Source organism: Streptomyces rubrogriseus, from assembly GCF_027947575.1.
In the GTDB taxonomy this organism is placed as follows: domain Bacteria; phylum Actinomycetota; class Actinomycetes; order Streptomycetales; family Streptomycetaceae; genus Streptomyces; species Streptomyces rubrogriseus.
Genome location: NZ_CP116256.1, coordinates 5,395,651 through 5,422,649, shown reverse-complemented (window position 1 = coordinate 5,422,649; position 26,999 = coordinate 5,395,651). Strand labels below are relative to the sequence as shown.

The 26,999-nt window shown below is 72.4% G+C and carries 24 protein-coding genes; 13 read left to right on the top strand and 11 right to left on the bottom strand.

Features of this window, described 5'->3' with window-relative positions; translation table 11 throughout:
* Positions 1-9: 9 nt before the first annotated feature.
* The 4 genes from Sru02f_RS24840 to Sru02f_RS24825 all read right to left on the bottom strand — a co-directional run bounded on the left by Sru02f_RS24840 (position 10) and on the right by Sru02f_RS24825 (position 5,986).
* Entirely contained in the window at positions 10-984 is a 975-nt protein-coding gene (locus Sru02f_RS24840; RefSeq protein WP_164272164.1) for an acyl-ACP desaturase, read from the bottom strand.
* Positions 985-1,189: 205 nt separating this feature from the next.
* Entirely contained in the window at positions 1,190-1,966 is a 777-nt protein-coding gene (gene ddaH, locus Sru02f_RS24835) for a dimethylargininase (RefSeq protein ID WP_109028667.1), read from the bottom strand.
* Positions 1,967-2,082: 116 nt separating this feature from the next.
* Complete coding sequence (locus tag Sru02f_RS24830; RefSeq protein ID WP_109028668.1) at positions 2,083-4,341, bottom strand: ATP-binding cassette domain-containing protein; 2,259 nt, start codon at positions 4,339-4,341, stop codon at positions 2,083-2,085.
* A 10-nt stretch (positions 4,342-4,351) separates the two neighbouring features.
* The gene (locus Sru02f_RS24825; protein WP_109028669.1) at positions 4,352-5,986 is read right to left on the bottom strand and encodes an ABC-F family ATP-binding cassette domain-containing protein; all 1,635 of its coding nucleotides are present in this window, start codon (positions 5,984-5,986) and stop codon (positions 4,352-4,354) included.
* Between the two features lie 299 nt (positions 5,987-6,285).
* Here Sru02f_RS24825 and Sru02f_RS24820 point away from each other — a divergent pair, with 299 nt between their 5' ends.
* A complete protein-coding gene (locus Sru02f_RS24820; protein ID WP_109028670.1) occupies positions 6,286-6,957 on the top strand; it encodes a GOLPH3/VPS74 family protein in 672 nt (223 codons plus the stop codon).
* Between the two features lie 33 nt (positions 6,958-6,990).
* Here Sru02f_RS24820 and ssgD read toward each other — a convergent pair whose 3' ends face one another.
* Positions 6,991-7,407 carry a spore wall synthesis regulator SsgD gene (gene ssgD / locus Sru02f_RS24815; protein WP_109028671.1) on the bottom strand — a complete coding sequence of 139 codons (417 nt, stop codon included), beginning with the start codon at positions 7,405-7,407 and terminating at the stop codon, positions 6,991-6,993.
* 326 nt (positions 7,408-7,733) lie between these two features.
* Here ssgD and Sru02f_RS24810 point away from each other — a divergent pair, with 326 nt between their 5' ends.
* Entirely contained in the window at positions 7,734-8,780 is a 1,047-nt protein-coding gene (locus Sru02f_RS24810) for a WD40/YVTN/BNR-like repeat-containing protein (RefSeq protein ID WP_109028672.1), read from the top strand.
* A gap of 72 nt (positions 8,781-8,852) precedes the next feature.
* Positions 8,853-9,182 carry a hypothetical protein gene (locus Sru02f_RS24805; RefSeq protein ID WP_052842262.1) on the top strand — a complete coding sequence of 110 codons (330 nt, stop codon included), beginning with the start codon at positions 8,853-8,855 and terminating at the stop codon, positions 9,180-9,182.
* Positions 9,183-9,191: 9 nt separating this feature from the next.
* On the opposite strand, the gene Sru02f_RS24800 is transcribed toward Sru02f_RS24805, so the two are convergent.
* Positions 9,192-9,488, bottom strand: a complete 297-nt coding sequence (locus Sru02f_RS24800; protein WP_109028673.1) for a YciI family protein — start codon at positions 9,486-9,488, stop codon at positions 9,192-9,194.
* A gap of 41 nt (positions 9,489-9,529) precedes the next feature.
* Between Sru02f_RS24800 and Sru02f_RS24795 the strand changes: the two genes are divergently transcribed.
* Positions 9,530-10,231: an endonuclease V gene (locus Sru02f_RS24795; protein ID WP_109028674.1), complete on the top strand. Its 702-nt coding sequence runs from the start codon at positions 9,530-9,532 to the stop codon at positions 10,229-10,231.
* On the opposite strand, the gene Sru02f_RS24790 is transcribed toward Sru02f_RS24795, so the two are convergent.
* Positions 10,219-10,413, bottom strand: a complete 195-nt coding sequence (locus tag Sru02f_RS24790; RefSeq protein ID WP_109028675.1) for a hypothetical protein — start codon at positions 10,411-10,413, stop codon at positions 10,219-10,221. The genes Sru02f_RS24795 and Sru02f_RS24790 overlap by 13 nt on opposite strands.
* 168 nt (positions 10,414-10,581) lie before the next feature.
* Between Sru02f_RS24790 and mmpA the strand changes: the two genes are divergently transcribed.
* Entirely contained in the window at positions 10,582-10,728 is a 147-nt protein-coding gene (mmpA, locus tag Sru02f_RS24785) for a morphogenic membrane protein MmpA (protein WP_109028676.1), read from the top strand.
* A gap of 56 nt (positions 10,729-10,784) precedes the next feature.
* Here mmpA and Sru02f_RS24780 read toward each other — a convergent pair whose 3' ends face one another.
* The gene (locus Sru02f_RS24780; RefSeq protein WP_109028677.1) at positions 10,785-11,975 is read right to left on the bottom strand and encodes a saccharopine dehydrogenase family protein; all 1,191 of its coding nucleotides are present in this window, start codon (positions 11,973-11,975) and stop codon (positions 10,785-10,787) included.
* Between the two features lie 207 nt (positions 11,976-12,182).
* On the opposite strand from Sru02f_RS24780, the gene Sru02f_RS24775 reads away from it, so the two are divergent.
* The 3 genes from Sru02f_RS24775 (at position 12,183) to Sru02f_RS24765 (ending at position 16,847) form a co-directional block, all read left to right on the top strand.
* Positions 12,183-13,370 (top strand): CaiB/BaiF CoA transferase family protein, encoded by a 1,188-nt coding sequence (locus Sru02f_RS24775; protein ID WP_109028678.1) that lies wholly within the window; start codon positions 12,183-12,185, stop codon positions 13,368-13,370.
* Positions 13,371-13,381: 11 nt separating this feature from the next.
* Positions 13,382-14,596, top strand: coding sequence for an acetyl-CoA C-acetyltransferase (locus Sru02f_RS24770; protein WP_109028679.1), 1,215 nt, complete (start codon positions 13,382-13,384; stop codon positions 14,594-14,596).
* A 70-nt stretch (positions 14,597-14,666) separates the two neighbouring features.
* A complete protein-coding gene (locus Sru02f_RS24765) occupies positions 14,667-16,847 on the top strand; it encodes a 3-hydroxyacyl-CoA dehydrogenase NAD-binding domain-containing protein (RefSeq protein WP_109028680.1) in 2,181 nt (726 codons plus the stop codon).
* Between the two features lie 9 nt (positions 16,848-16,856).
* Here the strand turns inward: Sru02f_RS24765 and Sru02f_RS24760 are convergent, their stop codons facing one another.
* On the bottom strand, positions 16,857-17,612 hold the full coding sequence (locus Sru02f_RS24760; RefSeq protein ID WP_003972263.1) for a MerR family transcriptional regulator: 756 nt from the start codon (positions 17,610-17,612) through the stop codon (positions 16,857-16,859).
* A 222-nt stretch (positions 17,613-17,834) separates the two neighbouring features.
* Between Sru02f_RS24760 and Sru02f_RS24755 the strand changes: the two genes are divergently transcribed.
* Positions 17,835-19,301: an amino acid permease gene (locus tag Sru02f_RS24755; RefSeq protein ID WP_109028682.1), complete on the top strand. Its 1,467-nt coding sequence runs from the start codon at positions 17,835-17,837 to the stop codon at positions 19,299-19,301.
* Positions 19,302-19,343: 42 nt separating this feature from the next.
* Positions 19,344-19,829, top strand: a complete 486-nt coding sequence (locus Sru02f_RS24750; protein ID WP_109028683.1) for a macro domain-containing protein — start codon at positions 19,344-19,346, stop codon at positions 19,827-19,829.
* Positions 19,830-19,842: 13 nt separating this feature from the next.
* On the opposite strand, the gene Sru02f_RS24745 is transcribed toward Sru02f_RS24750, so the two are convergent.
* Entirely contained in the window at positions 19,843-21,339 is a 1,497-nt protein-coding gene (locus Sru02f_RS24745) for a M1 family metallopeptidase (RefSeq protein WP_174854953.1), read from the bottom strand.
* Positions 21,340-21,773: 434 nt separating this feature from the next.
* Between Sru02f_RS24745 and Sru02f_RS24740 the strand changes: the two genes are divergently transcribed.
* Complete coding sequence (locus Sru02f_RS24740) at positions 21,774-23,072, top strand: M14 family zinc carboxypeptidase (RefSeq protein ID WP_109028686.1); 1,299 nt, start codon at positions 21,774-21,776, stop codon at positions 23,070-23,072.
* An 80-nt stretch (positions 23,073-23,152) separates the two neighbouring features.
* The gene (locus Sru02f_RS24735; RefSeq protein ID WP_109028687.1) at positions 23,153-24,889 is read left to right on the top strand and encodes a BCCT family transporter; all 1,737 of its coding nucleotides are present in this window, start codon (positions 23,153-23,155) and stop codon (positions 24,887-24,889) included.
* Positions 24,890-24,957: 68 nt separating this feature from the next.
* Here Sru02f_RS24735 and Sru02f_RS24730 read toward each other — a convergent pair whose 3' ends face one another.
* Positions 24,958-25,884 (bottom strand): FAD-dependent oxidoreductase, encoded by a 927-nt coding sequence (locus tag Sru02f_RS24730; RefSeq protein WP_109028688.1) that lies wholly within the window; start codon positions 25,882-25,884, stop codon positions 24,958-24,960.
* Between the two features lie 66 nt (positions 25,885-25,950).
* Here Sru02f_RS24730 and Sru02f_RS24725 point away from each other — a divergent pair, with 66 nt between their 5' ends.
* Complete coding sequence (locus Sru02f_RS24725) at positions 25,951-26,988, top strand: oxidoreductase (RefSeq protein WP_109028689.1); 1,038 nt, start codon at positions 25,951-25,953, stop codon at positions 26,986-26,988.
* Positions 26,989-26,999 lie beyond the last annotated feature (11 nt).

The window sequence follows — 26,999 nt, the reverse complement described above, 5'->3', positions numbered from 1 at the left end:
CCGAGGCGGTCAGCCCGCCGCGCGGGCCGCCATCCGGGCCTTGCGCGCCGCCAGCTTCTCGTCGAACTTGGCGGCCTCGGCGTCCAGCCCGCCCATGTACAGCCCGAGCTCCTCCTGAGCCGCCTGCCCGTCGGGACCGAGGCCGTCGATCTCCATGACCTTCAGGAAGCGCAGCACCGGCTGGATCACGTCGTCGTGGTGGATGCGCAGGTTGTAGACCTCGCCGATCGCCATCTGCGCGGCGGCCCGCTCGAAGCCCGGCATGCCGTGACCGGGCATCCGGAAGTTGACGACCACGTCGCGGACCGCCTGCATCGTCAGGTCGGGTGCCAGCTCGAAGGCCGCCTTGAGCAGGTTCCGGTAGAAGACCATGTGCAGGTTCTCGTCGGTCGCGATGCGGGCCAGCATGCGGTCGCAGACCGGGTCGCCGGACTGGTGGCCCGTGTTGCGGTGCGAGATGCGGGTGGCCAGCTCCTGGAAGGCCACGTACGCCACCGAGTGCAGCATCGAGTGCCGGTTGTCCGACTCGAAGCCCTCACTCATGTGGGCCATGCGGAACTGCTCCAGCTTGTCCGGGTCGACCGCCCGCGAGGCGAGCAGGTAGTCCCGCATCACGATGCCGTGCCGGCCCTCCTCGGCGGTCCAGCGGTGCACCCAGGTGCCCCAGGCGCCGTCGCGGCCGAAGAGGCTGGCGATCTCGTGGTGGTAGCTGGGGAGGTTGTCCTCCGTCAGCAGGTTCACCACGAGGGCGATCCGGCCGATCTCGGTGACCTTGGACTGGTCCTTCTCCCAGGCCTCGCCGTCCTCGAAGATCCCCGGGAAGTTCCGGCCGTCGCTCCACGGCACGTACTCGTGCGGCATCCAGTCCTTGGCGACCTGCAGATGCCGGTTGAGTTCCTGCTCGACCACTTCCTCCAGCGCGTAGAGCAGCCGGGCGTCGGTCCATTCTGCGGAAGTGCCGAGGTGCGGGGAGACGATCGTCACGAATAACTCCATGGGGACGTACGACAGTGCGGTGCGACCGGCGAGCGGTGCCGGGAACCTACGGGATCGTAGGCTACGAAACCGTAGGTTACGAGAGCGTAGGTTAAACGCACTGTAAAGGTCGCTGATCAGCCACCGTCCGGCGGTACCCGGCAAGGCCCCGAGACCCGCAGGTCCGGGGCGGGGCGCACGCCCTGCGCCGTGCTCAGTCGTACAGCTCGCGCAGCCTGACCGAGAGGCACGTCACACAGCCCTCCAGCTTCTCGAACTCCCCGATGTCGACGAGCACCGGCTCGTGACCGAGATCGGCGAGCAGCTCCGCCGTCTTCGGCGCGCTCGCCGCCATCAGCAGCCTGCTCCCGCCGAGCAGCACCACGTGTGCCCCCGACTCCTCCGGCACCGGCAGGAAACGGGGGAACAGCGAGGGCACGTCCGTCAGCGGGACGTGCCCGATCACCGTCCCGTCCGGCAGCGCGGTGACCGCCGACTTCAGGTGCAGCACCTTGCTCACGGGCACGGCGACGACCCGGGCGCCCAGTGGCTCGAACGCCGCCCGCAGTTGCTGGACACCGGCCGCGTTGGTCCGTCCGCCGCGTCCCACGTAGATCGTGTCGCCGATCTTCAGGACGTCGCCGCCGTCCAGGGTGCCCGGCTCCCACACCCAGTTCACCGAGCAGCCGAGCCGGGCCACGGCCTCCTCGACACCGGCCGTCTCCGCGCGCCGCGACTCGGCGCCGGGCCGCGTGATCAGCGCGACGTTGCGGAACACGACGACGGCGTCCTCGACGAAGACCGAGTCCGGGCAGTCCTCGGCCGGGTCCACCTCCAGCGTCTCCCAGCCGTGCGCTCGGAGGGCCTCGACGTAGGCGTCCCACTGTTCGAGGGCCAGGCCGTGATCGACCTTCTCCCGCTCGACGTGTGTCACCAGTCCTTCGGCGAGCCTGGGGCTGGGGCGGCGGACGAGGGCCTTCTTGCTGGGCACGCGGGGCCTTTCGTGTCGGCGCGGATCGGCGGGTGTCGACGTCGGCTGTCCGGCGCCGTGACCCGGCGCCGGTCCGCGCCATCATGCAGCGGGGGCCCGCGCCTGCGGAACCCCTGTCAGCCCCTCGTGGCCCTCCTGAGATGCTCGGCGGTGCTGGAGCCGCGGGCCGCGAGCAGTTCGCGCGGGGTGCCCTCGAAGATCACCCGGCCTCCGTCCCGCCCGCCGTCCGGGCCCAGGTCGATCACCCGGTCGGCGTGCGCCACCACGTCCAGGTTGTGCTCGACGACCACGACCGTGTTGCCGGCGTCCACGAGCCGGTCCAGCAGGGCGAGCAGCCCCTCGACGTCCGACATGTGCAGACCGGTGGTCGGCTCGTCCAGGACGTAGACCGCGCCGGTGCGGTGCAGCCGGGTCGCCAGCTTGATCCGCTGCCGCTCGCCGCCGGAGAGCGTGGACAGCGGCTGCCCGAGGGTGAGGTAGGTGAGACCGACGTCGCGCAGGGCGCGCAGCCGACGGCGTAGACCGGGGTCGGAGAAGAAGCCGAGGGCCTGGTCGGCGGTCATCGCGAGCACGTCGGCGACCGACCGGCCGTCCACCGTCAGCCGCAGCACCTCCTCCCGGAAGCGCCGCCCCTCGCAGTCGTGGCAGGTGGTGGTCACCGGATCCATGAAGGCGAGGTCGGTGTGGATGGTCCCGCGCCCCTCGCAGGTCCCGCACGCCCCGGCCGAGTTGAAACTGAAGAAGCCCGGCTCGGCACCGGTCTCGCGCGCGAAGACCTTCCGCACCGTGTCCATGATCCCGAGGTACGTCGCCGGGGTGGAGCGGGCGGAGATGCCGATGGCCGACTGGTCGACGACCACGGCGTCCGGGTGGGCCCCGGTCAGCTCCGCGACCAGCGTGCTCTTGCCCGACCCGGCGACCCCGGTGACCGCGGTGAGCACCCCGGTCGGGAACGCCACCGTCACCTCCCGCAGGTTGTGCCGCTCGGCGCCCTTGACCCACAGCTCACCGGTCGCCGTGCGGACCGTGTCCTTCACCGCCGTACGCCGCCCCAGGCACCGCCCGGTGAGCGTGTCCGACGCGGCCAGGGAGGCCGGCGTCCCCTCGAACACCACCCGGCCGCCGTCGGCACCGGCCCGCGGGCCCATGTCGACGACGTGGTCGGCCAGCGCGATGACGTCCGGGTCGTGCTCGACCACCAGCACGGTGTTGCCCTTGTCGCGCAGCCGCAGCAGCAGGTCGCCGAGGCGCCCGACGTCACGCGGGTGCAGTCCGACGCTGGGCTCGTCGAAGATGTACGTCATCCCGGTCAGGCTGGAACCGAGGTGCCGCACGGTCTTCAGCCGCTGCCCCTCGCCGCCGGACAGCGTGGCGGTCTCCCGGTCCAGGCTGAGGTAGCCGAGGCCGATCGCCTCCACCCGCTCCAGCGCGGCCACCGCGGCGGCCGCCACCGGCAGGGCCACCGGGTCGTCGATCTCCCGCAGTACGGCGATCAGGTCGGTGATCTGCATCCGGGAGCAGTCGGCGATGGAGCGCCCGTCGATCCGGGTCGCGAGCGCCGCCGCGTTCAGCCGGGCCCCGCCGCAGTCGGGGCAGCGGGCCTCGACCAGGAAGCCGCGCACGAGATCCCGGGTCCGCTCGCTCATGCCGGACAGGTCCCGCTTGAGGTACAGCCGTTCGAACCGGTCGGCGAGTCCCTCGTACTCGGTGCTCCATGTCCCGCCCGAGCCGCTGACGGCGACCTTGCTGCCGGGCCGCCCCCGCATCAGGAAGGCGCGCTCGGCCGCCGTGAAGTCGCCGACCGGCTTGCCGGTGTCCAGCTCCTCGGTGTTGGTGTAGGTCTGCCCCTGCCAGGTCCCGGCCGCGAACGGCGGGAAACGGACCGCCCCGTCCGCCAGCGACCTGGCCGGGTCCAGGATCCGTTCCCAGTCGGGCTGCACCCTGCGGCCCAGGCCGTCGCAGCCGGGGCACATGCCCGACGGGTCGTTGAAGGAGTACGCCGTCGCCCCTCCCGCGCCGGGGGTGCCGTGCCGGGAGAACAGCACCCGCAGCACCGAGTGGATGTCGGTCATCGTGCCGACCGTGGAGCGGGAGTGGCCCCCGACCGGCCGCTGGTCGACGACGATCGCGGGGGTCAGGCCCTCCAGGGCGTCCGCGTGCGGCCGCTCGTACTTGGGCAGCCGGTTGCGGACGAACCAGGTGAACGTCTCGTTCAGCTGGCGCCGCGACTCCACCGCGATCGTGTCGAACACGACCGACGACTTCCCCGACCCCGAAACGCCGGTGAACACGGTCAGCCGGCCCTTCGGGATGCGGAGCGTGACGTCCTGGAGGTTGTTCTCCCTGGCCCCGGTGATGCTGATGAACTCGCTCATCCAACGGACGCTAGGCGGAATACCCGACAGCGTCCGGCGTGATTTCCCTCAGTTCTCCCTCCTCCAGCAGCAGCCAGCGCGTGATGCCGAGCGACTCCAGGAACGGCACGTCGTGGCTGGCCACGAGCAGCGCCCCCTCGTACGCCTCCAGCGCGCTGGTGAGCTGCCGCACGCTCGCCATGTCGAGGTTGTTGGTCGGCTCGTCCAGCATCAGCAGCTGCGGCGCGGGCTCGGCCAGCATCAGCGCCGCCAGCGCCGCCCGGAAGCGTTCGCCGCCGGACAGCGTGGCCGCCTGCTGGTCGGCGCGGGCGCCCCGGAACAGGAAGCGCGCCAGCCGCGCCCGGACCCGGTTGTCGGTGGCGCCGGGCGCGAACCGGGCCACGTTCTCCGCGACGCTCAGCGTGTCGTCGAGGACGTCCAGACGCTGTGGCAGGAACCGCAGCGGCACGTGCGCCGTCGCCTCGCCCGCCACCGGCGCCAGCTCCCCGGCGACGGTGCGCAGCAGTGTGGTCTTGCCCGCGCCGTTGCGCCCCACCAGCGCGATCCGCTCCGGACCGTGCAGATCGAGACCGCCCGCCACCCGGGCGCCGTACGCCATCTCCAGCGCCCGCAGGGTCAGCACGGTCCGGCCCGGCGGTACGGCCGTGTACGGCAGGTCGACGCGGATCTCGTCGTCGTCCCGCACGGCCTCCACCGCGTCGTCGAGCCGCTCCTTCGCACCGGCGAGCTTCTCCTCGTGCATGATGCGGTACTTGCCCGCGGACTGCTGGGCCGTGCGGGCCCGCAGCTTCATCACCGCACGGGGTTCGCGCTTGGTGTCGTACATCTTCTGCCCGTAGCGCCTGCGCCGGGCCAGGACGACCTGGGCGTCGGCCAGTTCGCGCTTCTGCCTGCGCAGATCGGACTCGGCGACCCGGACCATCCGCTCGGCCGCCTCCTGCTCCACGGCGAGCGCCTCCTCGTACGCCGTGAGGTTGCCGCCGTACCAGGTGACCGAGCCGGCCCGCAGGTCGGCGATCTGGTCGACCCGTTCCAGCAGCTCGCGGTCGTGGCTGACCACGACCATCACCCCCGGCCAGGACTCGACGGCCGCGTACAGCCGCCTGCGGGCGTACACGTCGAGGTTGTTGGTGGGCTCGTCCAGGAGCAGGACGTCGGACCGGCTCAGCAGCAGCGCGGCCAGCCGCAGCAGCACCGACTCGCCGCCGGACACCTCGCCGACGGTGCGGTCGAGGCCGATGTGGCCCAGGCCCAGCTCGCCGAGCGTGGCCAGCGCGCGTTCCTCGACGTCCCAGTCGTCGCCGACGGTCTCGAAGTGCGCCTCGCTCGCGTCACCCGCCTCGATGGCGTGCAGCGCGGCCCGCCGGCCGTCGATGCCGAGCGCCTCGTCGACCCGCAGCGCGGTGTCGAGCGCGACGTTCTGCGGCAGGTAGCCCACCTCGCCGGCCACCCGGACGGTGCCGTCGGCCGGGGTGAGCCGCCCGGCGATCAGCTTCAACAGGGTGGACTTCCCGGCGCCGTTGAGGCCGACGAGGCCGGTCCTGCCGGGGCCGAAGGCGACGTCGAGTCCGTCGAAGACGGCCGTGCCGTCGGGCCAGGCGAAGGACAGGGACGTACAGGTGAGAGAAGTGGGGGAAGTAGACATACGGGTCTCCGCGGTTGCTCGAAGCGGTCAGGGGCAAACGCGTATCGAGACACCGGAAGCGGGCGGCCGCCGTCGGACGAGGGGAGGGCACGAAAGAAGCCCTGCTCCGTCAGGAGGCCGGGACGGCTCGAACGCCGAGGTCGCACGCGGCGGACACACGTGAGATACGTGTGACGCGGTGTCTCAGGACCTCAGACGAGCAACGTCCTTCTCCAATCGGCGGCAACAGAAGCGGTACCGAAACTAAAGAAGACCCGGTTGGCCTGTCAACGCATTTACGCGGACCCCGAGGAGGCCCCGTGCCCAACGGCTCGCTCTCACTGCCGGCCCGGCTCTGCCTGCTGGCCTGGGACCCCGAGCGGTCCTCGGCGGCCGAGACCGCCCGTGTCCACCACCTGGTGCGCGCCGGCGCGCTCACCGAACTGGCCCAGCGCGGGCTGCTCACCGACGACGAGGGCATCGCCACCCCCGCCGACCTGGACTCCCGCACCGGCGACGCCGTCCTCGACGGGCTGCTGGAACTCGTCCGCGAGTCGCTGCCGCACCGGTGGCGCACCTGGGTGCGGCTGCACGCCCGGGTCACCTTCGACGCCGTGCGGGAGCAACTGGTGGCCGAGGGATACCTACGGGCGGAGAAGAAGCGCGTGCTCGGCGTGTTCCCGTCCGTGGAGTACGTGCTCGCGCGGGCCGCCGCGGCGCGGGCGCTGCGGGAGGAGGCGCGGCACCTGCTGGAAGGGCCGTTGCCGGCCGGTGAGGTCTCCGAGCGGGACGCGGCCCTGGCCGCGCTGGCGGCCGCCGCCGGACTGGGCGCGACCGGCGGCCCGGCGGGCGGGAACCGCGGGCGGGACCGGATCGCGGAGCTGACCCGGCGGTGCGCGGGCGCGGGCCCCGGCCTGCGGAAGATCGTGGGAGAGGTGTGGGACGCGGTGAGCGACGAGACGGCCCGGGCACCGGTGTCCGCCCGCGGCTGAGCGCCGTCCGGCGCCGCGGGAGCCGGGAAGGGGTCAGCAGCTCCCGCGCATCAGCTCCGCCAGCTCGTGGTCCAGATCCAGCTGGAGGTGCTCGAGACCCACCGGCACCAGCTCGCCGGCGGCCTGGAGGAACCGGCGCAGCTCGCCCGAGCGGACATGGATCACCGCGGTGCCCTCGGGCGCGTGGAACTCCAGGACGGTGCGGTCGTACGCGTACGGGCGCACCCGGACGTCGCCGTGGCCGTTCGGCTCCTGCATCCCGGCGATGAGCAGCTCGCGGGAGAAGGTCCAGCAGACCTCCACGCCCTCCAGGGTGGCCGGGGCCGGGAAGGTCATGCGGACGGCGAACGGGTCGGCGCGGTCGTAGTGCAGGGTGGCGGGAATGTTCGGCATGCGCGGCGCGGCGGCGACGAGGCGCGCCTCGACGGGCTGATCGATGACGGTGGACAACGCCTTGCTCCCTCGTGACGGCTGGACGGGCTTCGCGGGTGGTACGGGCCGGGCACTGGAAGAGACGTCGGAATCAGCCCATCCGTGCACACGACGAGCGAGTGACCTCTGTCACCGCGTTCATGCCCCGCGGGTCCCAGGAGTGACACGCCTCTCCTCCCGTGTCCCGCAGGGCACTTGCGGCACGCCCGCACCGAGCGTCCGAGCGGTCGCGGCCCTCTGGACGGGGCGCGGGCCGTGGGCTAGCTTCGCCCGCCATGAGGCGCTTGGGAAGCACGCGACGCACGGGACGGCCCGTTCGAGCCGGCGGCAGACGTACGGGACGGGTGGCGCTCGCCGGGGCGGTCTGCGCGGCGGCGCTGGCCGCGCTGACCGCCGTACCCGCGCAGGCGCACCCGCGGCCGCAGTGGGACGTGAAGGACACCGGGGTCGTCGACGTCCGGTTCCGGGGGCTCGCCGCCGTCAGCCGGCACACCGCCTGGGTGGCCGGCACCGGGGGCACGGTCCTGCGCACCACCGACGGCGGCGACACCTGGCGCGACGTCTCCCCGCCGGGCGCCGGTGAGCTGGAGTTCCGGGACATCGAGGCCTTCGACGCCCGCCGGGCCGTGGTCCTGGCCATCGGCGAGGGCGAGGCGTCCCGGATCTACCGCACCGACGACGGCGGGGCGACCTGGACCGAGTCCTTCCGCAACACCGACGCCCGGGCCTTCTACGACTGCCTGACCTTCTTCGACCGCCGTCACGGCCTCGCCATGAGCGACCCGGTGGACGGGAGGTTCCGCATCCTGTCGACCGGCGACGGCGGCCGCTCCTGGAAGGTGCTGCCCGACGCGGGAATGCCGGCCGCGCAGCAGGGCGAGGCCGGGTTCGCGGCCAGCGGCCAGTGCCTGGTCTCCGCCGGGCCGAGCGACGTGTGGCTGGCCACCGGCGGGGCCGCACGCGCGCGCGTGCTGCACTCCGCCGACCGCGGGCGCACCTGGACGGCCACCGACGCCCCGATCCCGGCCGGCGACCCGGCCCGCGGCGTCTTCGCCCTCGCCTTCCGCGACCGCGCCCACGGTCTCGCCGTGGGCGGCGACTACCGCCCCGGGCAGGCCTCCCCGCGGGCCGCCGCCCGGACCTCCGACGCCGGCCGCGGCTGGCGGCCCGCCGACCGGCCCCCGGCCGCCTACCGCTCCGGCGTCGCCTGGCTCCCGCACAGCCGCACCGCGGCCCTCGCCGTCGGCCCCACCGGCACCGACCTCACCACGGACGGCGGCCACACCTGGCGGACGGTCGACACCCGCTCCTACGACACCGTGGACTGCACCCCGGACCTGGGCTGTTGGGCCGCGGGCGAGCAGGGCCGGGTCGCCCGGCTGGAGCGCTGACACCGGGCGGGCCGGGGTGAGTGTCCGTAACGTGGGTAACCGTTCGCTGAACGTGAGAGGAAGTGAGCGGACATGCCGAGCGGTTCCAGCTCCAAGCGGGAGCGGCAGTACGAGCACATCAAGAAGAGCGCGAAGGACCGCGGCGAGAGCACCGGCCGCGCCAAGGAGATCGCGGCGCGGACGGTGAACAAGGAGCGCGCGCAGTCCGGCGAGTCGAAGACCGCAAGCCGCACCTCGACACAGGACAAGTCGCCGAGCAAGCGCGGCGGCCAGCGGTCCGGGAACCGTCAGGGACCCCAGGGGCCCACCTACGACCAGCTGTACCAGGAGGCCAAGCGCCGTGACGTGCACGGCCGTTCAAGCATGAACAAGGGCGAGCTGCGCCAGGCACTGGGCAAGTGAGCCGCGCCGCTACCCGAGCGTCTCCCGGTAGCGCTCCAGTCCGGGCGCCGTCTTCGTGGCGACGAACTCGGTGACGCGGTACGCGCACACACCGGCCCTGACGAACGGGTCGCCCGCGGTGATCTCCTCGATCCGCGCACGGTCCTCCGCGACGGCGAGGATCACCCCGCCCTCGCGGGGTTCCTTGCGCCCGGACGCCAGGAACACGCCCTGCTCGTACAGTCCGTCGAGCCAGGCCACGTGGTCGGGCAGCAGGGCGTCGACGGCTTCGAGCGGGGCGGTGTAGGACAGCTCCAGTACGAACATGATCGCGAGCCTACTCGGGCTCCCGTAGGCTTGCGGCCACCATGACGACCGTGAGCGTGCAGATCCCCGCCGACTGGCCCGCGACCGAGGAACGGGCCCGGGCGGTCCAGGACGAACTGCGCGCCCGCGTGGTGCTCGACGAGCCCGGCCCGCCCCCCGGCACCGGCCGGGTGACCGGCGTGGACGTCGCCTACGACGACGAACGCGACGTCGTCGCGGCGGCGGCCGTCGTACTGGACGCCGAAACCCTCGCCGTGGTCGCCGAGGCCACGGCGGTCGGCCGGATCTCCTTCCCCTACGTGCCCGGCCTGCTCGCCTTCCGGGAGATCCCGACCGTGCTCGCCGCACTGGAGGCGCTGCCCTGCCCGCCCGGCCTGGTCGTGTGCGACGGGTACGGCCTGGCCCACCCGCGCCGCTTCGGCCTCGCCAGCCACCTGGGCGTCCTCACCGGCCTGCCCACGATCGGCGTGGCCAAGAACCCGTTCACCTTCACCCACGACGACCCCGACACCCCGCGCGGCAGCACGTCCCCGCTGCTCGCCGGTGCCGAGGAGGTCGGCCGGGCGGTGCGCACCCGCGACGGCGTGAAGCCGGTCTTCGTCTCGGTCGGGCACCGGGTGGGCCTCGGCAACGCCTGCGCCCACACCCTGGCCCTGACGCCCGCCTACCGGCTGCCGGAGACCACCCGCAGGGCCGACGCCCTGTGCCGCGCGGCCCTGCGGGACGCCGCCTACCCGGCCTGATCCTCGACGCTCCAGCGGCCCACCTCCCGGTACGCCGAGTCGTAGATCTCGGAACCGTCGCCGGGCCGCAGCGCGTAGTGCTTCAGGTTGCCGCCCCAGTACCGCAGGATCCGCTGCAACTCGCCCGTGGGGTCCTCGGCGAGCGCGCCCTCGTCCATGGTGACTTCGAGAAGGAACTTCATGCCTTCAAGGCTTTCATTGAACTCCTTTGTGGCACTTTTCCGCAGCCGATGCCCGGTGACCCGGAGAGAGGTGCCGTGAAAGTCTCAAATTGGCGGATCCGAGCACCCAGGGAAACCTGAGTATCCGTACGGATGTGCCACCGCCGCGGTCCCGGCAGGGTGGAAGCCATGACGACACACCGTGCACCCAAGTACCCGACCCGGTCCGGCCGCCCCGTCGAGCGGTCCGTGGTCGCGGGTCTGGTGCTGGCGGTGGGCGCGGGTCTGGCCTGGATCGGCGGGATGATCTACACGATCGCCGGGTGGTCCGGGTAGGCCCCCGGACCGCCTCGACGCCTCCCGGGCGGCCGGACGCCTCCCGGAGCAGCCGTTCAGTGGGCCGCGGCCACCCGGAAGCCGATGCCCGCCGCCCTCAGCCGCTCGGTCAGCGCGTCGCCCATCGCCACGGCCGTGGTCACCTGTCCGGCCGTCGGCGGCAGGGTGTCGAGGGCGAGACAGAGCGCCGCCTCGGCGAACATCTTGGCCGTCTCGTCGTACCCGGGGTCGCCGCCCGCGACCTCGGTGAACACCGTGCGGCCGCCTCCCTCGCCCACGAAGCGGACCGAGAACCAGCTCTTCGCCCGCCGTTCGGCGCTCGGTCCCTCGCCCGGCGCGAGCCGACCGGACAGCCAGCGCCGCGCGGGCGGCACCTGGGCCGCCGCCAGCAGCGCGCCCACGGCCGCCACCCCGCCCACCGCGACGGGCAGCCGCCGTACGGCCGCGTAGTGGCGGTAGCGGAAGTCCGGGCCGTAGCGGTCCAGGGCCTTCGCCGAGCGGCGCACGATCTGCGCGTCCACCGTCGGCAGCGGCAGCGCCCACGCCCCCACCTCCCCGGCGAACCGCGGCGCCCCGGTCGGGGTCACCACGCGGCGGCCCACCAGCCGGGGCTCGTGCCGCCGGCGTTCCAGCGCGGCCGCCCGCAGCGCGCGCCCGCGCGCGAACTGGCCCAGGGCGGAGGCGAACGTACCGCCCGAGAACGTGGCGCCGACCCGCACGAAGCCGTCCACCCTCAGCGGCACGCCCTCCGGCAGCTGCCGCACGGTGAAGTACACGCCGAGGTCGTGCGGGACGGAGTCGAAACCGCAGGCGTGCACCAGGCGGGCGCCGGTCTCCCGCGCGCGGGTGTCGTGGCGGACGTACGCCAGGTCCACGAACTCGGGCTCCCCGGTGAGGTCGAGGTAGTCCGTACCGGCGTCGGCGCAGGCGGCGACCAGCGCGTCGCCGTAACGGACATACGGGCCGACCGTCGTGGCCACCACGCGCGCGTGCCCGGCGAGTTCGCGCAGCGAGTCCGGATCGGACACGTCCGCGAGCAGCACGCCGACGTCCGCCGCGGTGTCCGCCGCAGCGGTCAGCCGGTCGCGCAGGCGGCGCAGCTTCTCCCCGTCGCGGCCGGCGACCGCCCAGCGCAGGCCGTCCGGCGCGTGTGCGGCGAGGTACTCCGCGGTCAGTTCGCCGACGAACCCCGTCGCCCCGAACAGCACGATGTCGTACGGCCGGTCGGCCGCCTTCAGCCTGCTCATGACATCCCTCCGTCACCCGTCGGCAACCCCTGGGTCCGCAGCACGCGCCGTTGCCGGTGGCTGAGGCTAGCGTGAGGATCGCGCGGCCCGGCGAGGAGCCTGCACCATAATTGGCTAAGCGCTTGCTCGCCCGGGTCTTGTGCCCAGTGGAACACGTTCTTAGCATCACTGGTGTTACATCGGTTGTGTCACAGAGCTGGGGGCTGGATGTCGGAAGCGAAGACGCCGACGCGGACGCCGGGCACCGAGGGCCCGCTCGCCGGCGTGCGCGTGGTCGAGCTGGCCGGTATCGGTCCCGGGCCCTTCGCCGCCATGCTCCTGGCCGACCTGGGCGCCGACGTCGTGCGCGTCGACCGCCCCGGCGGGCCCGGCCTCGGCATCGACCCCGCCCACGACGTCACCAACCGCAACAAGCGCTCCGTGGTCGTCGACCTCAAGGCATCGGACGGCCCGGCCCGGGTCCTCGACCTCGCCGAACGCGCCGACGTCCTGATCGAGGGCTACCGCCCCGGCGTCGCGGAGCGGCTCGGCGTGGGCCCCGGGGACTGCCACGCCCGCAACCCGCGCCTCGTCTACGGCCGGATGACCGGCTGGGGCCAGGAGGGCCCGCTCGCGCAGCGCGCCGGACACGACATCGGGTACATCGCGCTCACCGGCACCCTCGGCATGATCGGCGGCCCCGACGAGCCCCCGGCCGTCCCCGCCAACCTCCTCGGCGACTACGCGGGCGGCTCCCTCTACCTGGTCGTCGGCATCCTCGCCGCCCTGCACCACGCGCGCGAGAACGGCGCCGGGCAGGTCGTGGACGCCGCCATCGTCGACGGCACCGCCCACCTCTCCGCGATGATCCACGGCATGCTGTCCGCCGGCGGCTGGCAGGACCGGCGCGGCGCCAACCTCCTCGACGGCGGCTGCCCCTTCTACGGCACCTACGAGACCGCCGACGGCCGGTACATGGCGGTCGGCGCGCTTGAACCCCAGTTCTACGCCGAGTTCATGCGGCTGCTCGGCATCCCCGACCTGGCACCGGCCCGCGACGACCCGTCCCGCTGGCCCGAGCTGCGCGCGGCCGTCGCCGCCCGTTTCAAGTCCGGTACCCGCGACGAGTGGACGGCCGTCTTCGCCGGCTCCGACGCCTGTGCGGCCCCCGTCCTGTCGCTGCGCGAGGCCCCGCACCACCCGCACCTCGCCGCCCGCTCCACCTTCACCGACCACGACGGCATCACCCAGCCGGCCCCCGCACCCCGCTTCTCCGCGACCCCCACCGCCGTCCGCACCGGCCCCGCCCTGCCCGGCGCCGACACCGAGGCCGTGGTCCGCGACTGGGGGCTGGCCCCCGACTGGGTGCCGCCCCCGGCCTCCCGCCCCGATCCCGCAGTGCACAACCCTCAGTGAAAGGCCTGCCAGTGAGCACCGAAGCGTACGTGTACGACGCGATCCGCACTCCGCGCGGACGCGGCAAGGCGAACGGCGCCCTGCACGGCACGAAGCCCGTCGACCTGGTCGTCGGCCTCATCCACGAGATCCGCGCCCGTTTCCCGGGTCTGGACCCGGCGGCGGTGGACGACATCGTGCTCGGTGTCGTCGGTCCGGTCGGCGACCAGGGCTCGGACATCGCCCGCATCGCCGCGATCGCCGCTGGACTGCCGGACACGGTGGCCGGTGTGCAGGAGAACCGGTTCTGTGCGTCGGGTCTGGAGGCCGTCAACATGGCGGCCATGAAGGTGCGCTCCGGCTGGGAGGACCTGGTCCTCGCGGGCGGCGTCGAGTCCATGTCGCGCGTCCCCATGGCCTCGGACGGCGGCGCCTGGTTCAACGACCCGATGACCAACCTCGCCACCAACTTCGTCCCGCAGGGCATCGGCGCCGACCTGATCGCCACCATCGAGGGCTTCTCGCGCCGTGACGTCGACGAGTACGCGGCGCTCTCCCAGGAGCGCGCGGCGACCGCCTGGAAGGAGGGCCGCTTCGAGCGGTCCGTCGTGCCGGTGAAGGACCGCGCCGGCCTCACCGTCCTCGACCACGACGAGCACCCGCGCCCCGGCACCACCGCCGACTCCCTCGCGGGGCTGAAGCCGTCCTTCGCGGACATCGGTGAGCTGGGCGGGTTCGACGCGGTGGCGCTGCAGAAGTACCACTGGGTGGAGAGGATCGACCACGTCCACCACGCGGGCAACTCCTCCGGCATCGTCGACGGCGCCTCCCTGGTCGCCATCGGCTCCAAGGAGGTCGGTGACCGCTACGGTCTGCGGCCGCGCGCCCGGATCGTCTCCGCCGCCGTCTCCGGCTCCGAGCCCACCATCATGCTCACCGGCCCCGCCCCGGCCACCCGCAAGGCGTTGGCCAAGGCCGGGCTGAGCATCGAGGACATCGACCTGGTCGAGATCAACGAGGCGTTCGCGGCGGTGGTCCTGCGGTTCGTGAAGGACATGGGCCTGTCGCTGGACAAGGTCAACGTCAACGGCGGTGCCATCGCGCTCGGTCACCCCCTCGGCGCCACCGGCGCGATGATCCTCGGCACCCTCGTCGACGAACTCGAGCGCCAGGACAAGCGCTACGGCCTCGCCACCCTGTGCGTGGGCGGCGGCATGGGCATCGCCACCATCGTCGAGCGCATCTGACCCCCTCCCGACGGATACGACGGCCACGACGGCTGTCACGGCCACGACGGATCACCTGGAGCACACCCTCATGAGCACCGAGCCCACCACCATCCGCTGGGAGCAGGACGACACCGGTGTCGTCACCCTCGTCCTCGACGACCCCGACCAGTCCGCGAACACCATGAACCAGGCGTTCCGCGACTCACTGGCGGCGGTCACCGACCGCCTGGAGGCCGAGAAGGACTCCGTCCGCGGCGTCATCGTCACCTCCGCCAAGAAGACCTTCTTCGCCGGCGGAGACCTGCGCGACCTCATCCGCGTCACCCCGGAGACCGCCCAGGACCTCTTCGACGGCGGCATGGCCATCAAGCGGAACCTGCGCCGCATCGAGACCCTCGGCAAGCCCGTCGTCGCCGCCCTGAACGGCGCGGCCCTCGGCGGCGGCTACGAGATCGCCCTGGCCTGCCACCACCGCGTCGCCCTGGACGCCCCCGGCTCCAAGATCGGCTGCCCCGAGGTCACCCTCGGCCTGCTCCCCGGAGGCGGCGGCGTCGTCCGCACCGTCCGGATGCTCGGCATCACCGACGCCCTGCTGAAGGTCCTCCTCCAGGGCACCCAGTACAACCCGCGCCGCGCCCAGGAGAACGGCCTGGTCGACGAGGTCGCCGACAGCCGCGAGGACATGCTCGCCAAGGCCCGCGCCTTCATCGACGCCCACCCGGAGTCCGCCCAGCCCTGGGACCGGCCCGGCTACCGCATCCCCGGCGGCACCCCGTCGCACCCGAAGTTCGCGGCCAACCTGCCCGCCTTCCCCGCCAACCTGCGCAAGCAGACGAACGGCGCCCCCTACCCGGCGCCGCGCAACATCATGGCCGCCGCGGTCGAGGGCTCCCAGGTCGACTTCGAGACCGCCCAGGTCATCGAGGCCCGCTACTTCGTCGAGCTGGCCGCCGGTCAGACCTCGAAGAACATGATCCAGGCGTTCTTCTTCGATCTCCAGGCGGTCAACTCGGGTGCGAACCGCCCGAAGGGCGTCGAGGCCCGGAAGGTGACCAAGGTGGCCGTGCTGGGCGCGGGGATGATGGGTGCGGGGATCGCCTACTCGTGTGCCCGTGCGGGCATCGAGGTCGTGCTGAAGGACGTCTCGCTGGAGTCGGCGCTCAAGGGCAGGGCGTACTCGGAGAAGCTGTGCGCGAAGGCCGTGGCGAAGGGCCGTACGAGTCAGGAGAAGGCGGACGCGCTGCTCGCGCGGATCACGCCGACCGCGGAGGTGGGAGACCTCGCGGGCTGTGACGCGGTGATCGAGGCGGTGTTCGAGGACACCTCGCTCAAGCACAAGGTGTTCCAGGAGATCGAGCACGTCGTCGCCCCCGACGCCCTGCTGTGTTCCAACACCTCCACGCTGCCGATCACGGCGCTGGCCGAGGGCGTGGAGCGCCAGGCCGACTTCATCGGGCTGCACTTCTTCTCACCGGTCGACAGGATGCCGCTGGTGGAGATCATCAAGGGGGAGCGGACCGGGGACGAGGCGCTGGCGCGGGCGTTCGATCTGGTCCGGCAGATCAGCAAGACGCCGATCGTGGTCAACGACTCGCGGGGTTTCTTCACCTCCCGGGTCATCGGTCACTTCATCAACGAGGGCGTGGCGATGGTGGGGGAGGGCGTCGAGCCCGCCTCGGTGGAGCAGGCGGCGGCCCAGGCGGGTTACCCGGCCAAGGTGCTGTCCCTGATGGACGAGCTGACCCTCACCCTGCCGCGCAAGATCCGCGAGGAGACGAAGCGGGCCGTGGAGGAGGCGGGCGGCACCTGGACCGCGCATCCCGCCGAGGCGCTCATCGACCGCATGGTCGACGAGTTCGGCCGACCGGGACGTTCCGGAGGCGCCGGGTTCTACGAGTACGGCGAGGACGGCAGGCGGGCCGGGCTGTGGCCGGGGCTGCGCGAGCACTTCACCAAGCCCGGGTACGAGATCCCGTTCGCCGACATGCAGGAGCGGATGCTCTTCGCGGAGGCGCTGGACACCGTCAAGCTCCTGGAAGAGGGCGTGCTGACGTCCGTCGCCGACGCCAACATCGGCTCGATCTTCGGCATCGGCTTCCCCGGCTGGACCGGCGGCGTCCTCCAGTACATCAACGGCTACGAGGGCGGCCTGCCCGGCTTCGTCGCCCGCGCCCGCGAACTGGCCGACCGCTACGGCGAGCGCTTCACCCCGCCCGCCCTGCTGGTGGAGAAGGCGGACAAGGGGGAGGTCTTCACGGACGGCCGCTGAACCGCCGGATCACTCACCGGCCTCCTTGTCGAGCCACTCCCGCAGCTCCTCGCGCAGCGACCGCTGGAACGTGGTCAGCAGCGCCTGCACCACCAGCGGGTGCATGTGGGCGGACAGCGACCGCACCTCCGGCGCCTCCCGTTCGGCGACGGCGTCGCGCAGCAGCCGCGACAGGTCGCGCGCGGCGGCGCGGGAGTGCTCCAGGAGGGCGGTGCGGGCGGCGAGGACCGTCTCGGGGGAGAAGGGCACGTCGAGCAGCTCGACGCCGAGCCGGAGCAGCCCGACGTCCACCCGGTAGGCGTCGCCGTCGGGCACCACGACGTCCATCGCCCCCAGCCGGTCCACCTCCTCGTCGGTGAGCGGTCGCCCCGCCCGCCTGCCCAGCTCCTCGCGGGTGACCCGCTCCACCGCCTCCGGCGCCCAGGAGGCCACCACCGCGCGGTGGAGCGCCAGGTCGTGAGGGCTCAGGTCGTCCGGCAGCCGCTTGAGATACCGCTCGATGGCGGCCAGCGTCATGCCCTGGTGCTGCAACTCCTCGATCAGCGCCAGTCGCGCCAGGTGCTCCCGGCCGTAGTGCCCCACCCGGCGGGGACCGAGCACCGGCGGCGGCAGCAGTCCTCTGGTGCCGTAGAAGCGGACCGTGCGCACCGTGACGCCGGCCCGCGCGGCCAGCTCGTCGATCGTGAGGGTCGGCTCCGCGGTGTCGGTCGTCGTCATGTGCAGCAGTATCGCTGTCTCACCAACGCTGTGAAACCTCTCGCGCATCTCTCGCGCACCTGTCGCGCGTCTCTTGACCGACCCGTGCGGACCATCGGCGGATCTTGTGAGAAGTCACGCTGTGTGACATGAACCACCGCATGCCCACGCAGCGTCGTGGGAAGGTGCCGTCTTGGTCTGTGCCGCGTCATTGGGTGGTGCGGGCCCGAGACACACGTACGGACGACTCGGGCGCACCCCGCCCGAGCGCACCAGAGAGTGGAACCACCCGTGAGCAAGGACGCCGTCGACACGGCACAGGTCGCCCATCCCCAGGCGACCGGGACCATCCCCGCGGACGCGGGCGACGCCGGTTACAGCAAGGACCTCAAGGCCCGCCACGTCAACATGATCGCCATCGGCGGCGCGATCGGCACCGGCCTCTTCCTCGGCGCCGGCGGGCGTCTGCGGGACGCCGGACCGGCGCTCGCCGTCGCCTACCTCGTCGCGGGCGTCTTCGCCTTCTTCGTCGTCAAGGCACTGGGCGAGCTGGTGCTGTACCGGCCCTCCTCCGGATCATTCGTGTCCTACGCGCGCGAGTTCCTCGGTGAGAAGGGCGCCTACGTCGCCGGCTGGATGTACTTCCTGAACTGGTCCACGACCGGTATCGCCGACATCACCGCGATCGCGTTGTACACCCACTACTGGAGCATGTTCACGAGCATCCCCCAATGGGTGCTCGCCCTGGTCGCCCTCGCGGTGGTCCTGGCCGTGAACCTGATCTCGGTGAAGATCTTCGGCGAGATGGAGTTCTGGTTCGCGATCGTCAAGGTCGCCACCCTCGTCGGCTTCATGCTGATCGGCATCTTCCTGCTCGCCACCCAGCACGAGGTGAGCGGGCAGACCCCGGGCATGGGCATGATCACCGACCACGGCGGCATCCTCCCGCACGGCGTGATGCCCGTGGTCCTCGTCATGCAGGGCGTGATCTTCTCCTACGCGGCCCTGGAACTGGTCGGCGTCGCCGCGGGCGAGACCGCCGAGCCGCACAGGATCGTTCCCCGCGCGGTGAACTCGATCATGTGGCGGGTGGCCCTGTTCTACGTCGGCTCGGTCGTGCTCCTGGCCCTGCTGCTGCCGAGCTCGCTCTACTCGGGCGACGAGAGCCCCTTCGTCACGGTGCTGTCGGGGATCGGTGTGCCGGCCGCCGGTGACGTGATGAACCTCGTCGTCCTCACCGCCGCGATGTCGTCGCTCAACTCCGGCCTGTACTCCACCGGCCGCATCCTGCGTTCCATGGCGATGGCCGGCTCCGCGCCCAGGTTCACCGGCGTGATGAGCCGCAGCCAGGTCCCCTACGGCGGCATCCTGCTGACCTGCGCGGTCTGCGTCCTCGGTGTCGGGCTGAACTACCTGGTGCCGAGCAAGGCCTTCGAGATCGTGCTGAACGTCGCCTCGCTGGGCATCATCAGCACATGGGTGATCATCATGATCTGCCACCTGGTGTTCGTCCGCCGGGCGCGTGCGGGCCTGGTCGAACGGCCGGGCTTCCGGCTGCCCGGCAGTCCCGTCACGGAGATCGTCACGATCGCCTTCCTGCTGGCGGTCATCGGCCTGATGTGGAACGACGAGGAGGTCGGCCGCAAGACCGTGCTCCTGGTGCCCGTGATCGCGGTGATGCTGGTGGCCGGCTGGTTCGGCGTCCGGCGCCGGGTCGCGCACCAGGCCGGGCAGGAGCTGCCGACGCCGAAGGAGTAGCGGCCCGGGGCCACTGTCAGTGGCGGCCCGTACGGTGGCGTCATGTCGGAGATCAGCTATGTCCGGGGTGACGCCACCGCGCCGTCGGTCAAGGGTGTCAAGGTGATCGCCCACGTGTGCAACGACCTCGGGGGCTGGGGCAAGGGCTTCGTCCTGGCCGTCTCCCGCCGCTGGCCGCAGCCGGAGGCGGCGTACCGCGCCTGGCACCGCGACCGCGCGACCAACGACTTCGGGCTCGGCGCGGTCCGGTTCGTCCAGGTCGAGCCGTACGTGTGGGTGGCCAACATGATCGGCCAGCACGGCATGAGGACCGGCAGCAAGGGCGCCCCCGTGCGCTACGAGGCGATCGGCACCGCGCTCGGCCGCGTCGCCGACCGGGCGGCCGAGCTGGAGGCGTCCGTGCACATGCCCCGCATAGGCTGCGGCCTGGCCGGCGGCAAGTGGTCGCGCGTGGAGCCGCTCATAACCGACCGCCTCACCCGGCGCGGCATCCCCGTGACCGTCTACGACCACGGGGACGCCGCCTAGTCCGGTCTGCGGCTCAGTGCTCGTGCACGTCGTTCGTCGCGGCGATCTTCTGCCAGGAACGGGGCTGCACGGGCGGCGCCACGGGGGCCTTCACGAGGGACCGGGCGCTCGCCGCCGGGGCGTCCGGCTTCGACGGCTGGAACAGCCAGGTGTCGAACAGCGCGGCCAGCGGCTTGCCCGACACCTCCTCGGCGTACCGCTGGAAGTCGGCGACGGACGCGTTGCCGTGGGCGTACTTCGCGGGCCAGCCCTTCAGCACGGTGAAGAAGGCGTCGTCCCCGATCTCGTTGCGCAGCACCTGCACGGCCAGCGCGCCCCGGTCGTAGACGGCGCCGTCGAACTGGTTCTCCGGGCCCGGGTCACCGGGCTTCACCGTCCAGAAGGCGTCGTCGGCCGGGTGCGAGGCGTATGTGTAGTCGGCCAGTTCCTGCGCCGTGCCCTCGCCCTCGTGCTCGGACCACAGCCACTGGGCGTACCGCGCGAAGCCCTCGTTGATCCAGATGTCCTTCCAGCCGCGCACCGAGACCAGGTCGCCGTACCACTGGTGGGCCAGCTCGTGCACGACGACGGACACGTTCGACCCGTTCGCGAACTGCCGCGGGCTGTAGAACGGCCGGGTCTGCGTCTCCAGCGCGTACCCGGTGGTGGTGTTCGGCACGTAGCCGCCGAGCGCGTCGAACGGATACGGCCCGAAGTACTCGCTCAGCCAGTCCGCGACCTCCCCGGTCCGCTCCACGCTGGCCCGTGCCGCGCCGTCGTTCGCGCCCAGGTCCCTGCTGTAGGCGTTGACGACCGGGATGCCGCCCTCGGTGGTGCCGGTGGTGAGGTCGAACTTCCCCACCGCCAGCGTGGCGAGGTACGTGGCCTGCGGCTGGTCCGAACGCCAGTTCCAACGCGTCCAGCCGAGCCGCGAACTCGTCGACTGGAGGGTGCCGTTGGAGATCGCCTGGGTGCCGTCCGGCACCTGCACCGACACGTCGTAGGTGGCCTTGTCCAGCGGGTGGTCGTTGCTGGGGAACCACCAGGCCGCGGCCTCGGGCTCGTTCGCGGCGATGCCGCCGTCCGGGGTGCGGTGCCAACTGGTGAAGCCGAACGCCTGCTTCGAGGACGGCACACCGCTGTAGCGGACGACCACGGTGAGGGGCGATCCCTTGTCCAGCGGCTTCTTCGGAGTGATCTCCAGTTCCTGCTCGCCCGAGGTCGTGAACGAGGCCTTGGCGCCGTTCACCCGCACCTCGCCGACGTCCAGCAGGAAGTCGAGGTTGAACCGCGACAGGTCCGCGGTGGTGCGGGCCAGGATCGTCGCCGTCCCCTCCAGCCGGTCCGTGGCCGGCTGGTACTTCAGGCGCAGGTCGTAGTGCGAGACGTCGTATCCGCCGTTGCCGTAGGCCGGGTAGTAGGGGTCGCCGATGCCCGGAGCGCCGGGGGAGTGGGCCGCCGCCGACGCCGGGATCGCCAGCATGAGGGAGGCGGCGCCCAGTGCGCCCGGCACGATGCATCTGCGGTGCACGAAAGCTCCAAGTCGTAGGGACACGAGATCCGTTCGGAATCCGTTCGGAGCCTATTCAGCCCCTGAGCGCACCGTCATGTCCACGGCCACTCCTGTCACACGATCGCCATCCGGCCGTCATGGGTCACCCTCGGCCCTCTTATGCGCGGGAGTGGACCGATGTACCGTCCGCGCATGCCGATACGCATGCGCCTCACCCTCCGGAGACCGCTCGCGACGGCGGCCCCGGCCCACCCGTCCGCCGTGCGGGTCGACAGGAACCCCCTCGGCCCGTGCGCCGACACGCCGACACCCGCGTCGGACCGATCCCGCACTTCGGCCCGCGTACCGTCCGTAGGCGGCACCCACGCGTTCACCAGGGCCGTCGCCGGTACGAGCGGCACCTGCCCGGCACCCGCGCCGCACTCCACGCACCGCGTCCCGAAGGGAGGCCGATGAACCGCCTGCGCACCCTCACCGCGACCACCGCGGCCCTCGCCGCGTCGCTCCTGGTCCCGTCCCTCCTCACCGCACCCGCCCACGCCGACGGCGCCGCACCCCACCCGCCCCGCACCGGCTTCGAACGCACCCACGGCGCCCGCTGGACCACCCAGCAGGAGGAACAGGCCCTGCTGTCCGCCGCAGACCGGGCGAGCGACCGCGTCACCCTGGACCGCATCGGCACCACGAAGCAGAACCGTCCCCTTCGGCTCGTGACCGTCGGCAGGCCCTCCGCCGCCAACAAGGTCCTCCTCGTGTGCAGCCAGCACGGCGACGAACCCTCCGGCCGCGAGGCCTGCCTGACCACCGTGCGGGACCTCGCGTACGCCACCGACCGCGCGACCCGGCGCTTCCTGGACCGCACCGCCGTGCTGGTGGTGCCCACCGCCAACCCCGACGGCCGGGCCGCCGACACCCGCGGCAACGGCGACGGCGTCGACGTCAACCGCGACCACCTCGCGCTGGCGACGGCCGAGGCCCGCGCCCTGGCCGCCGTCGTCCGCGACGAGCGCCCCGACGTCATCTACGACCTGCACGAGTACGGCGCCACACCCCCGTACTACGACAAGGACCTCTTCGATCTCTGGCCCCGCAACCTCAACACCGCCGCGCCGGTCCACGACGAGGCCCGCACCCTGTCCGGCGAGTACGTCCGCCCCGCCGCCGAGCACGCCGGGTACTCGACGGGCACGTACGGCATCTGGACCGATCCCGAGACCGGCGACCCCGTCAAGCAGACCGCCGGCGACGGCCAGGAACGCATCCTGCGCAACATGTCCGGCGTGAAACACGCGGTCGGTCTGCTCATCGAGAGCCGTGTCGACGCCCTCACCGGCGCCGAGCGCGAGGACCCGGCCCTCAACCACCGGCGCCGGGTGGACTCCCAGCTCGCCGCCCTGGACGGCATGTTCCGCTTCGCGGACGAGCGGCGCGGACGCGTCGAGGCGGCCACGGGCGCCGCCCGCCGGGCGGGCCTGTCCGACACCGGACCCGTCCACCTGGGCGGCGCGGACAACGACCCGGCCGAGGACTCCGAGGTGATCCAGGACCCGCCCTGCGGCTACCGGCTGACCCCCGCCCAGTACCGGGACGTCGGGGACGAACTCGCCCTGCACGGTGTACAGGCCCGCCCGACCGGGGAGAAGGGCGCCTACGTACCGCTGCGCCAGCCACAGCGTGCCCTGGTGCCGCTGCTCCTGGACGAGCGCGCGACATACCACGTGACCGCGGGCGAACCGGATACCCGCTGCTGAGGAGGTGACTTCCGCGTCTTACGTGGTAAGGGCGTAGCGGTGGAGTATTTTCGGCCTGATCGACTGGAAAGGTGCCGCCTGTGACGCAGGACCGACCAAGCGACAAGGAAGAGCACGAAAGAGGCACGCTTCCGGGTTCGGAAGCGGGCCTTCCGGGGCACGAGCACCGGCCCCGGACCGACCGCGTCGTCTTCGGCGTCACGGCCGTCCTGACCCTGGCGTTCGTCATCTGGGGCGCGGCCGCCACCGACTCGCTGGAGGACGTCTCCAGCAGCATGCTCGGTGGCCTGCTGCACAACGGCGGCTGGGCGTTCACGCTGGCCGCCTCCGGCTTCGTGGTCTTCGCCCTCTGGCTGGCGGCCAGCCGCTACGGCCGCATCCACCTGGGGGCCGAGGGCGAGGAACCCGAGTTCCGGACCGTGTCCTGGGTCGCCATGATGTTCAGCGCGGGCATGGGCATCGGCCTGATGTTCTACGGCGTCAGCGAGCCGCTCGCGCACTACACCACGCCCCCGCCCGGCACCAGCCCGGCCGACTCCGGCGACCGCATGGCCACGGCCATGGCCACCACCCTGTTCCACTGGACCCTCCACCCGTGGGCGATCTACGCGGTGGTCGGCCTCGGCATCGCCTACAGCACCTTCCGCAGGCGCCGCAGGCAGACCATAAGCGCGGTGTTCACCCCGCTCATCGGCGAGAAGCACGCCAACGGCGCCGGCGGCCGGGTCATCGACATCCTCGCCATCATCGCGACGATCTTCGGCTCCGCGGCCTCGCTCGGCCTCGGCGCGCTCCAGATCGGCTCCGGCATGGAGAAGCTCGACTGGATGGACAAGGTCAGCACCGGCCTCCTCGTCGGCATCATCGCGGTGCTCACGGTGGCGTTCGTGGCCTCCGCGATCTCCGGTGTGGAGAAGGGCATCCAGTGGCTGTCCAACACCAACATGGTGCTGGCCCTGCTGCTCGCCGTGTTCGTGTTCATCGCGGGCCCCACCATCCTCATCCTCGACCTGCTGCCGACCTCGGTCTTCGCCTACCTCGGCGACCTGCCCCAGATGGCCGGCCGCACCGAGATCAGCGGCGGCAAGGGGGTGGCGGACTGGCTGGGCAGCTGGACCGTCTTCTACTGGGCGTGGTGGATCTCCTGGACGCCCTTCGTCGGCATGTTCATCGCCCGCATCAGCCGCGGCCGGACGATCCGTCAGTTCATCGGCGGCGTCATCCTGGTGCCCAGCACCGTCAGCCTGGTCTGGTTCGCCATCTTCGGCGGCTCGGCGATGCGGCTGCAGGAGCAGAACCGGCTGGGCGACGACTCGACCCCCGAGGGCCAGCTCTTCGGCGTGCTCCAGGAGTACCCCATCGCCACCGCCACCAGCCTGCTGGTGATGATCCTCGTCGGCATCTTCTTCGTCTCCGGCGCCGACGCGGCCTCCATCGTGATGGGCACGCTCTCGCAGAAGGGCGCGCTCGAACCCAGCCGCTGGGTGGTGGTCGTCTGGGGCGTGGTGACCGGCGCGGTCGCGGCCATCATGCTGCTGATCGGCAGCGGCGAGGCGGACGCGCTCACCGGTCTGCAGAACCTCACGATCCTCGCGGCGGCGCCCTTCGTCATCGTGATGATCTTCATGTGTGTCGCGCTCATGCGGGACCTGCGCCGCGACCCGCTCATGGTGCGCGGCGAGATGGCCTCCGAAGCCGTCGAACTGGCCGTCATCGAGGGTCACAAGCAGTACGAGGGCGAGTTCGAGATCCGGATCGGTCCCGGCCCCGGCACGGAGGTGGAGGGCGACCCGATCGGCAAGCACCACAAGGACTGACCCCCGCGGTCCGGCCGACCGGGACACCGGCGTCAGGAGGCGAGCCGGGCCGCCTCCTGGGCGCAGCCCTAGGCCACGGTGACGCCCGCGCCGCCGTGGCCGTAGTTGTGCACCAGCCGGCGCCCGTCCGGCAGCGTCCCGCGCTCCAGCCGGACCGCGTCCCGGGCCGGCCGCAGCCCCACCAGGTGCGCGAGCACCCGCGCCCCGGCGATCTCGGGACGCAGGGCCGCGCACCGCCGCACGATGGCCGCCGCGACCGCCGGGTCCGGCTCGGTCGACCAGGCGTCCTCCTCGGCCGTGCCGCCCAGCAGGAGCCGCCCCGGCTGCGGAAGGAAGTACGTCGTCTCCCCGGAGTCCGCGTCGGCCGAGACCAGCCAGTTGTGAATGCCGGGGTTCTCCACGACGACCAGCTGCCCGCGCACCGGCCGTACCGCCGGGTCCGGCACCAGCTCCCGGGCGCCCAGGCCGGTGCAGTTGACCACCACCGGCGCGTCCGCCTCGGCCAGGTCGGTCACCGCGCGGTCCTCCACCGTGCCGCCCGCGGCCAGCAGCCGCTCCCGCAGCCACGGCAGATGAGTCGACATGTCGATGAGCGGCAGCCGCGCCCACAGCCCCGTCCCGGCGTACTCGGCGGCGCTCGCCGCGCGCAGCCCCGGCAGCCGGGCCGCGGCCCACCCGTCCACCTCGTCCAGGCCGGTCTCGCCGAGCACCCCTTCGAGCATGCGTACGCCGGTCCGCCCGGGCCGTGCCGCCAACTCCTCGTACACGTCCAGGGAACGCAGCGCCCAGGCCTGCGCCAGCGCGACCGGCTCGATCCGGTACGGCCACCACAGCCCGCCCGCGACCACCGAGGTGGTCCGCTCCGCGGGCTCCCGGGTCCACAGCCGCACCCGTCGGCCCCGCTCGGCGAGGACGACGGCCGTCGTCAGCCCGATCACCCCGCCGCCGACCACGACGACTTCGCCATCCCGCTCGTCATCCAGTTCGGTTTCCACACCAGGACGTTAACCGAACGCCCGACGGCGTGCTCCAAGAGGCCCGGCCGAGGGAATACTCACCGCATGGCTGCCGAGTACGCGACCTTCGGCCTGGCCCCGGCGACGCGCGCCGGCCAGGTCCACGCCGACGGCGACTTCCAGGTCCACCGCGACTTCACGGACTTCGTCGTCGACGGACGCCCCCTCCTGTTCCGGCTCTCCGATCTGGACGCCGTCTCCCCGCTCGCCTCCGACGTACCGCCCGCCATCTTCACCGCGCAGGTCCGCGGCCTGCTCCTGGAGGCCGACGCGCCCCTGCCCGGCGGCCGGTACGTCATCTACGGCTGCCCCGAGTGCGCCGACCTGGCCTGCGGCGCGGTGACCGCCGTGATCCTGCGGGACGGCGACGACTTCGTCTGGCGGGACTTCGCCTGGCAGACCGCCGAACACGCCGACCTGGAGCTGAACGCCTACCCCGGCATCGGCCCCTACCGCTTCTCCGGCGCCGAGTACCGCGCGGCCCTCGCCACCCTGCTCGACGGCTCGGCGCACCCCGGCCGCCGGGTCCTGCTCATCGGCGCCCGCGTCGCCCTGCTCGCCAGGCTCGCCGCGGCGCTGCGCACCATCGGCATCGGCGCGGACATCACCCAGGACGCCCGCGACGTCCCGGCCGACGAACTGCGGACCTACGACGCCGTCGCCTTCGGCCGCGCGGTCACCGGGGAACAGCGCGCCTCGGTGGGCCGCGCCTTCGCGGACGCCGGGGTGGACGTGGCCCACGTCGACGGCCTCGCCCCGATCGTCCCGGTGCTGGTCGCCCAGATCGAGCACGCCCTGGCCCGGGGCCCGGCCGAAGGCCGCCGCCTGACCCGCCTCTCGGCGAGCGCCGCGGGCGCGGACGTCGAGGTCACCTCGCCCTGCCGGGTGCGACTCACCGCGTACCGCCTCGACCGCCTCCACCGCACGCGCGTCCGCGAGGTCTTCGACGGCGTACTCGAACCGGGCGCCCACCGCGTCGCCCTGGACGCGGGCGCGGTGAAGGGGGAGGCCTTCGTGGTGGCGCGGACGCCGGGAAGCGTGCTGGTGACGGCGGTGACCCGGGGCGCGCCGGGCCGCGGCTAACATCTACGGTC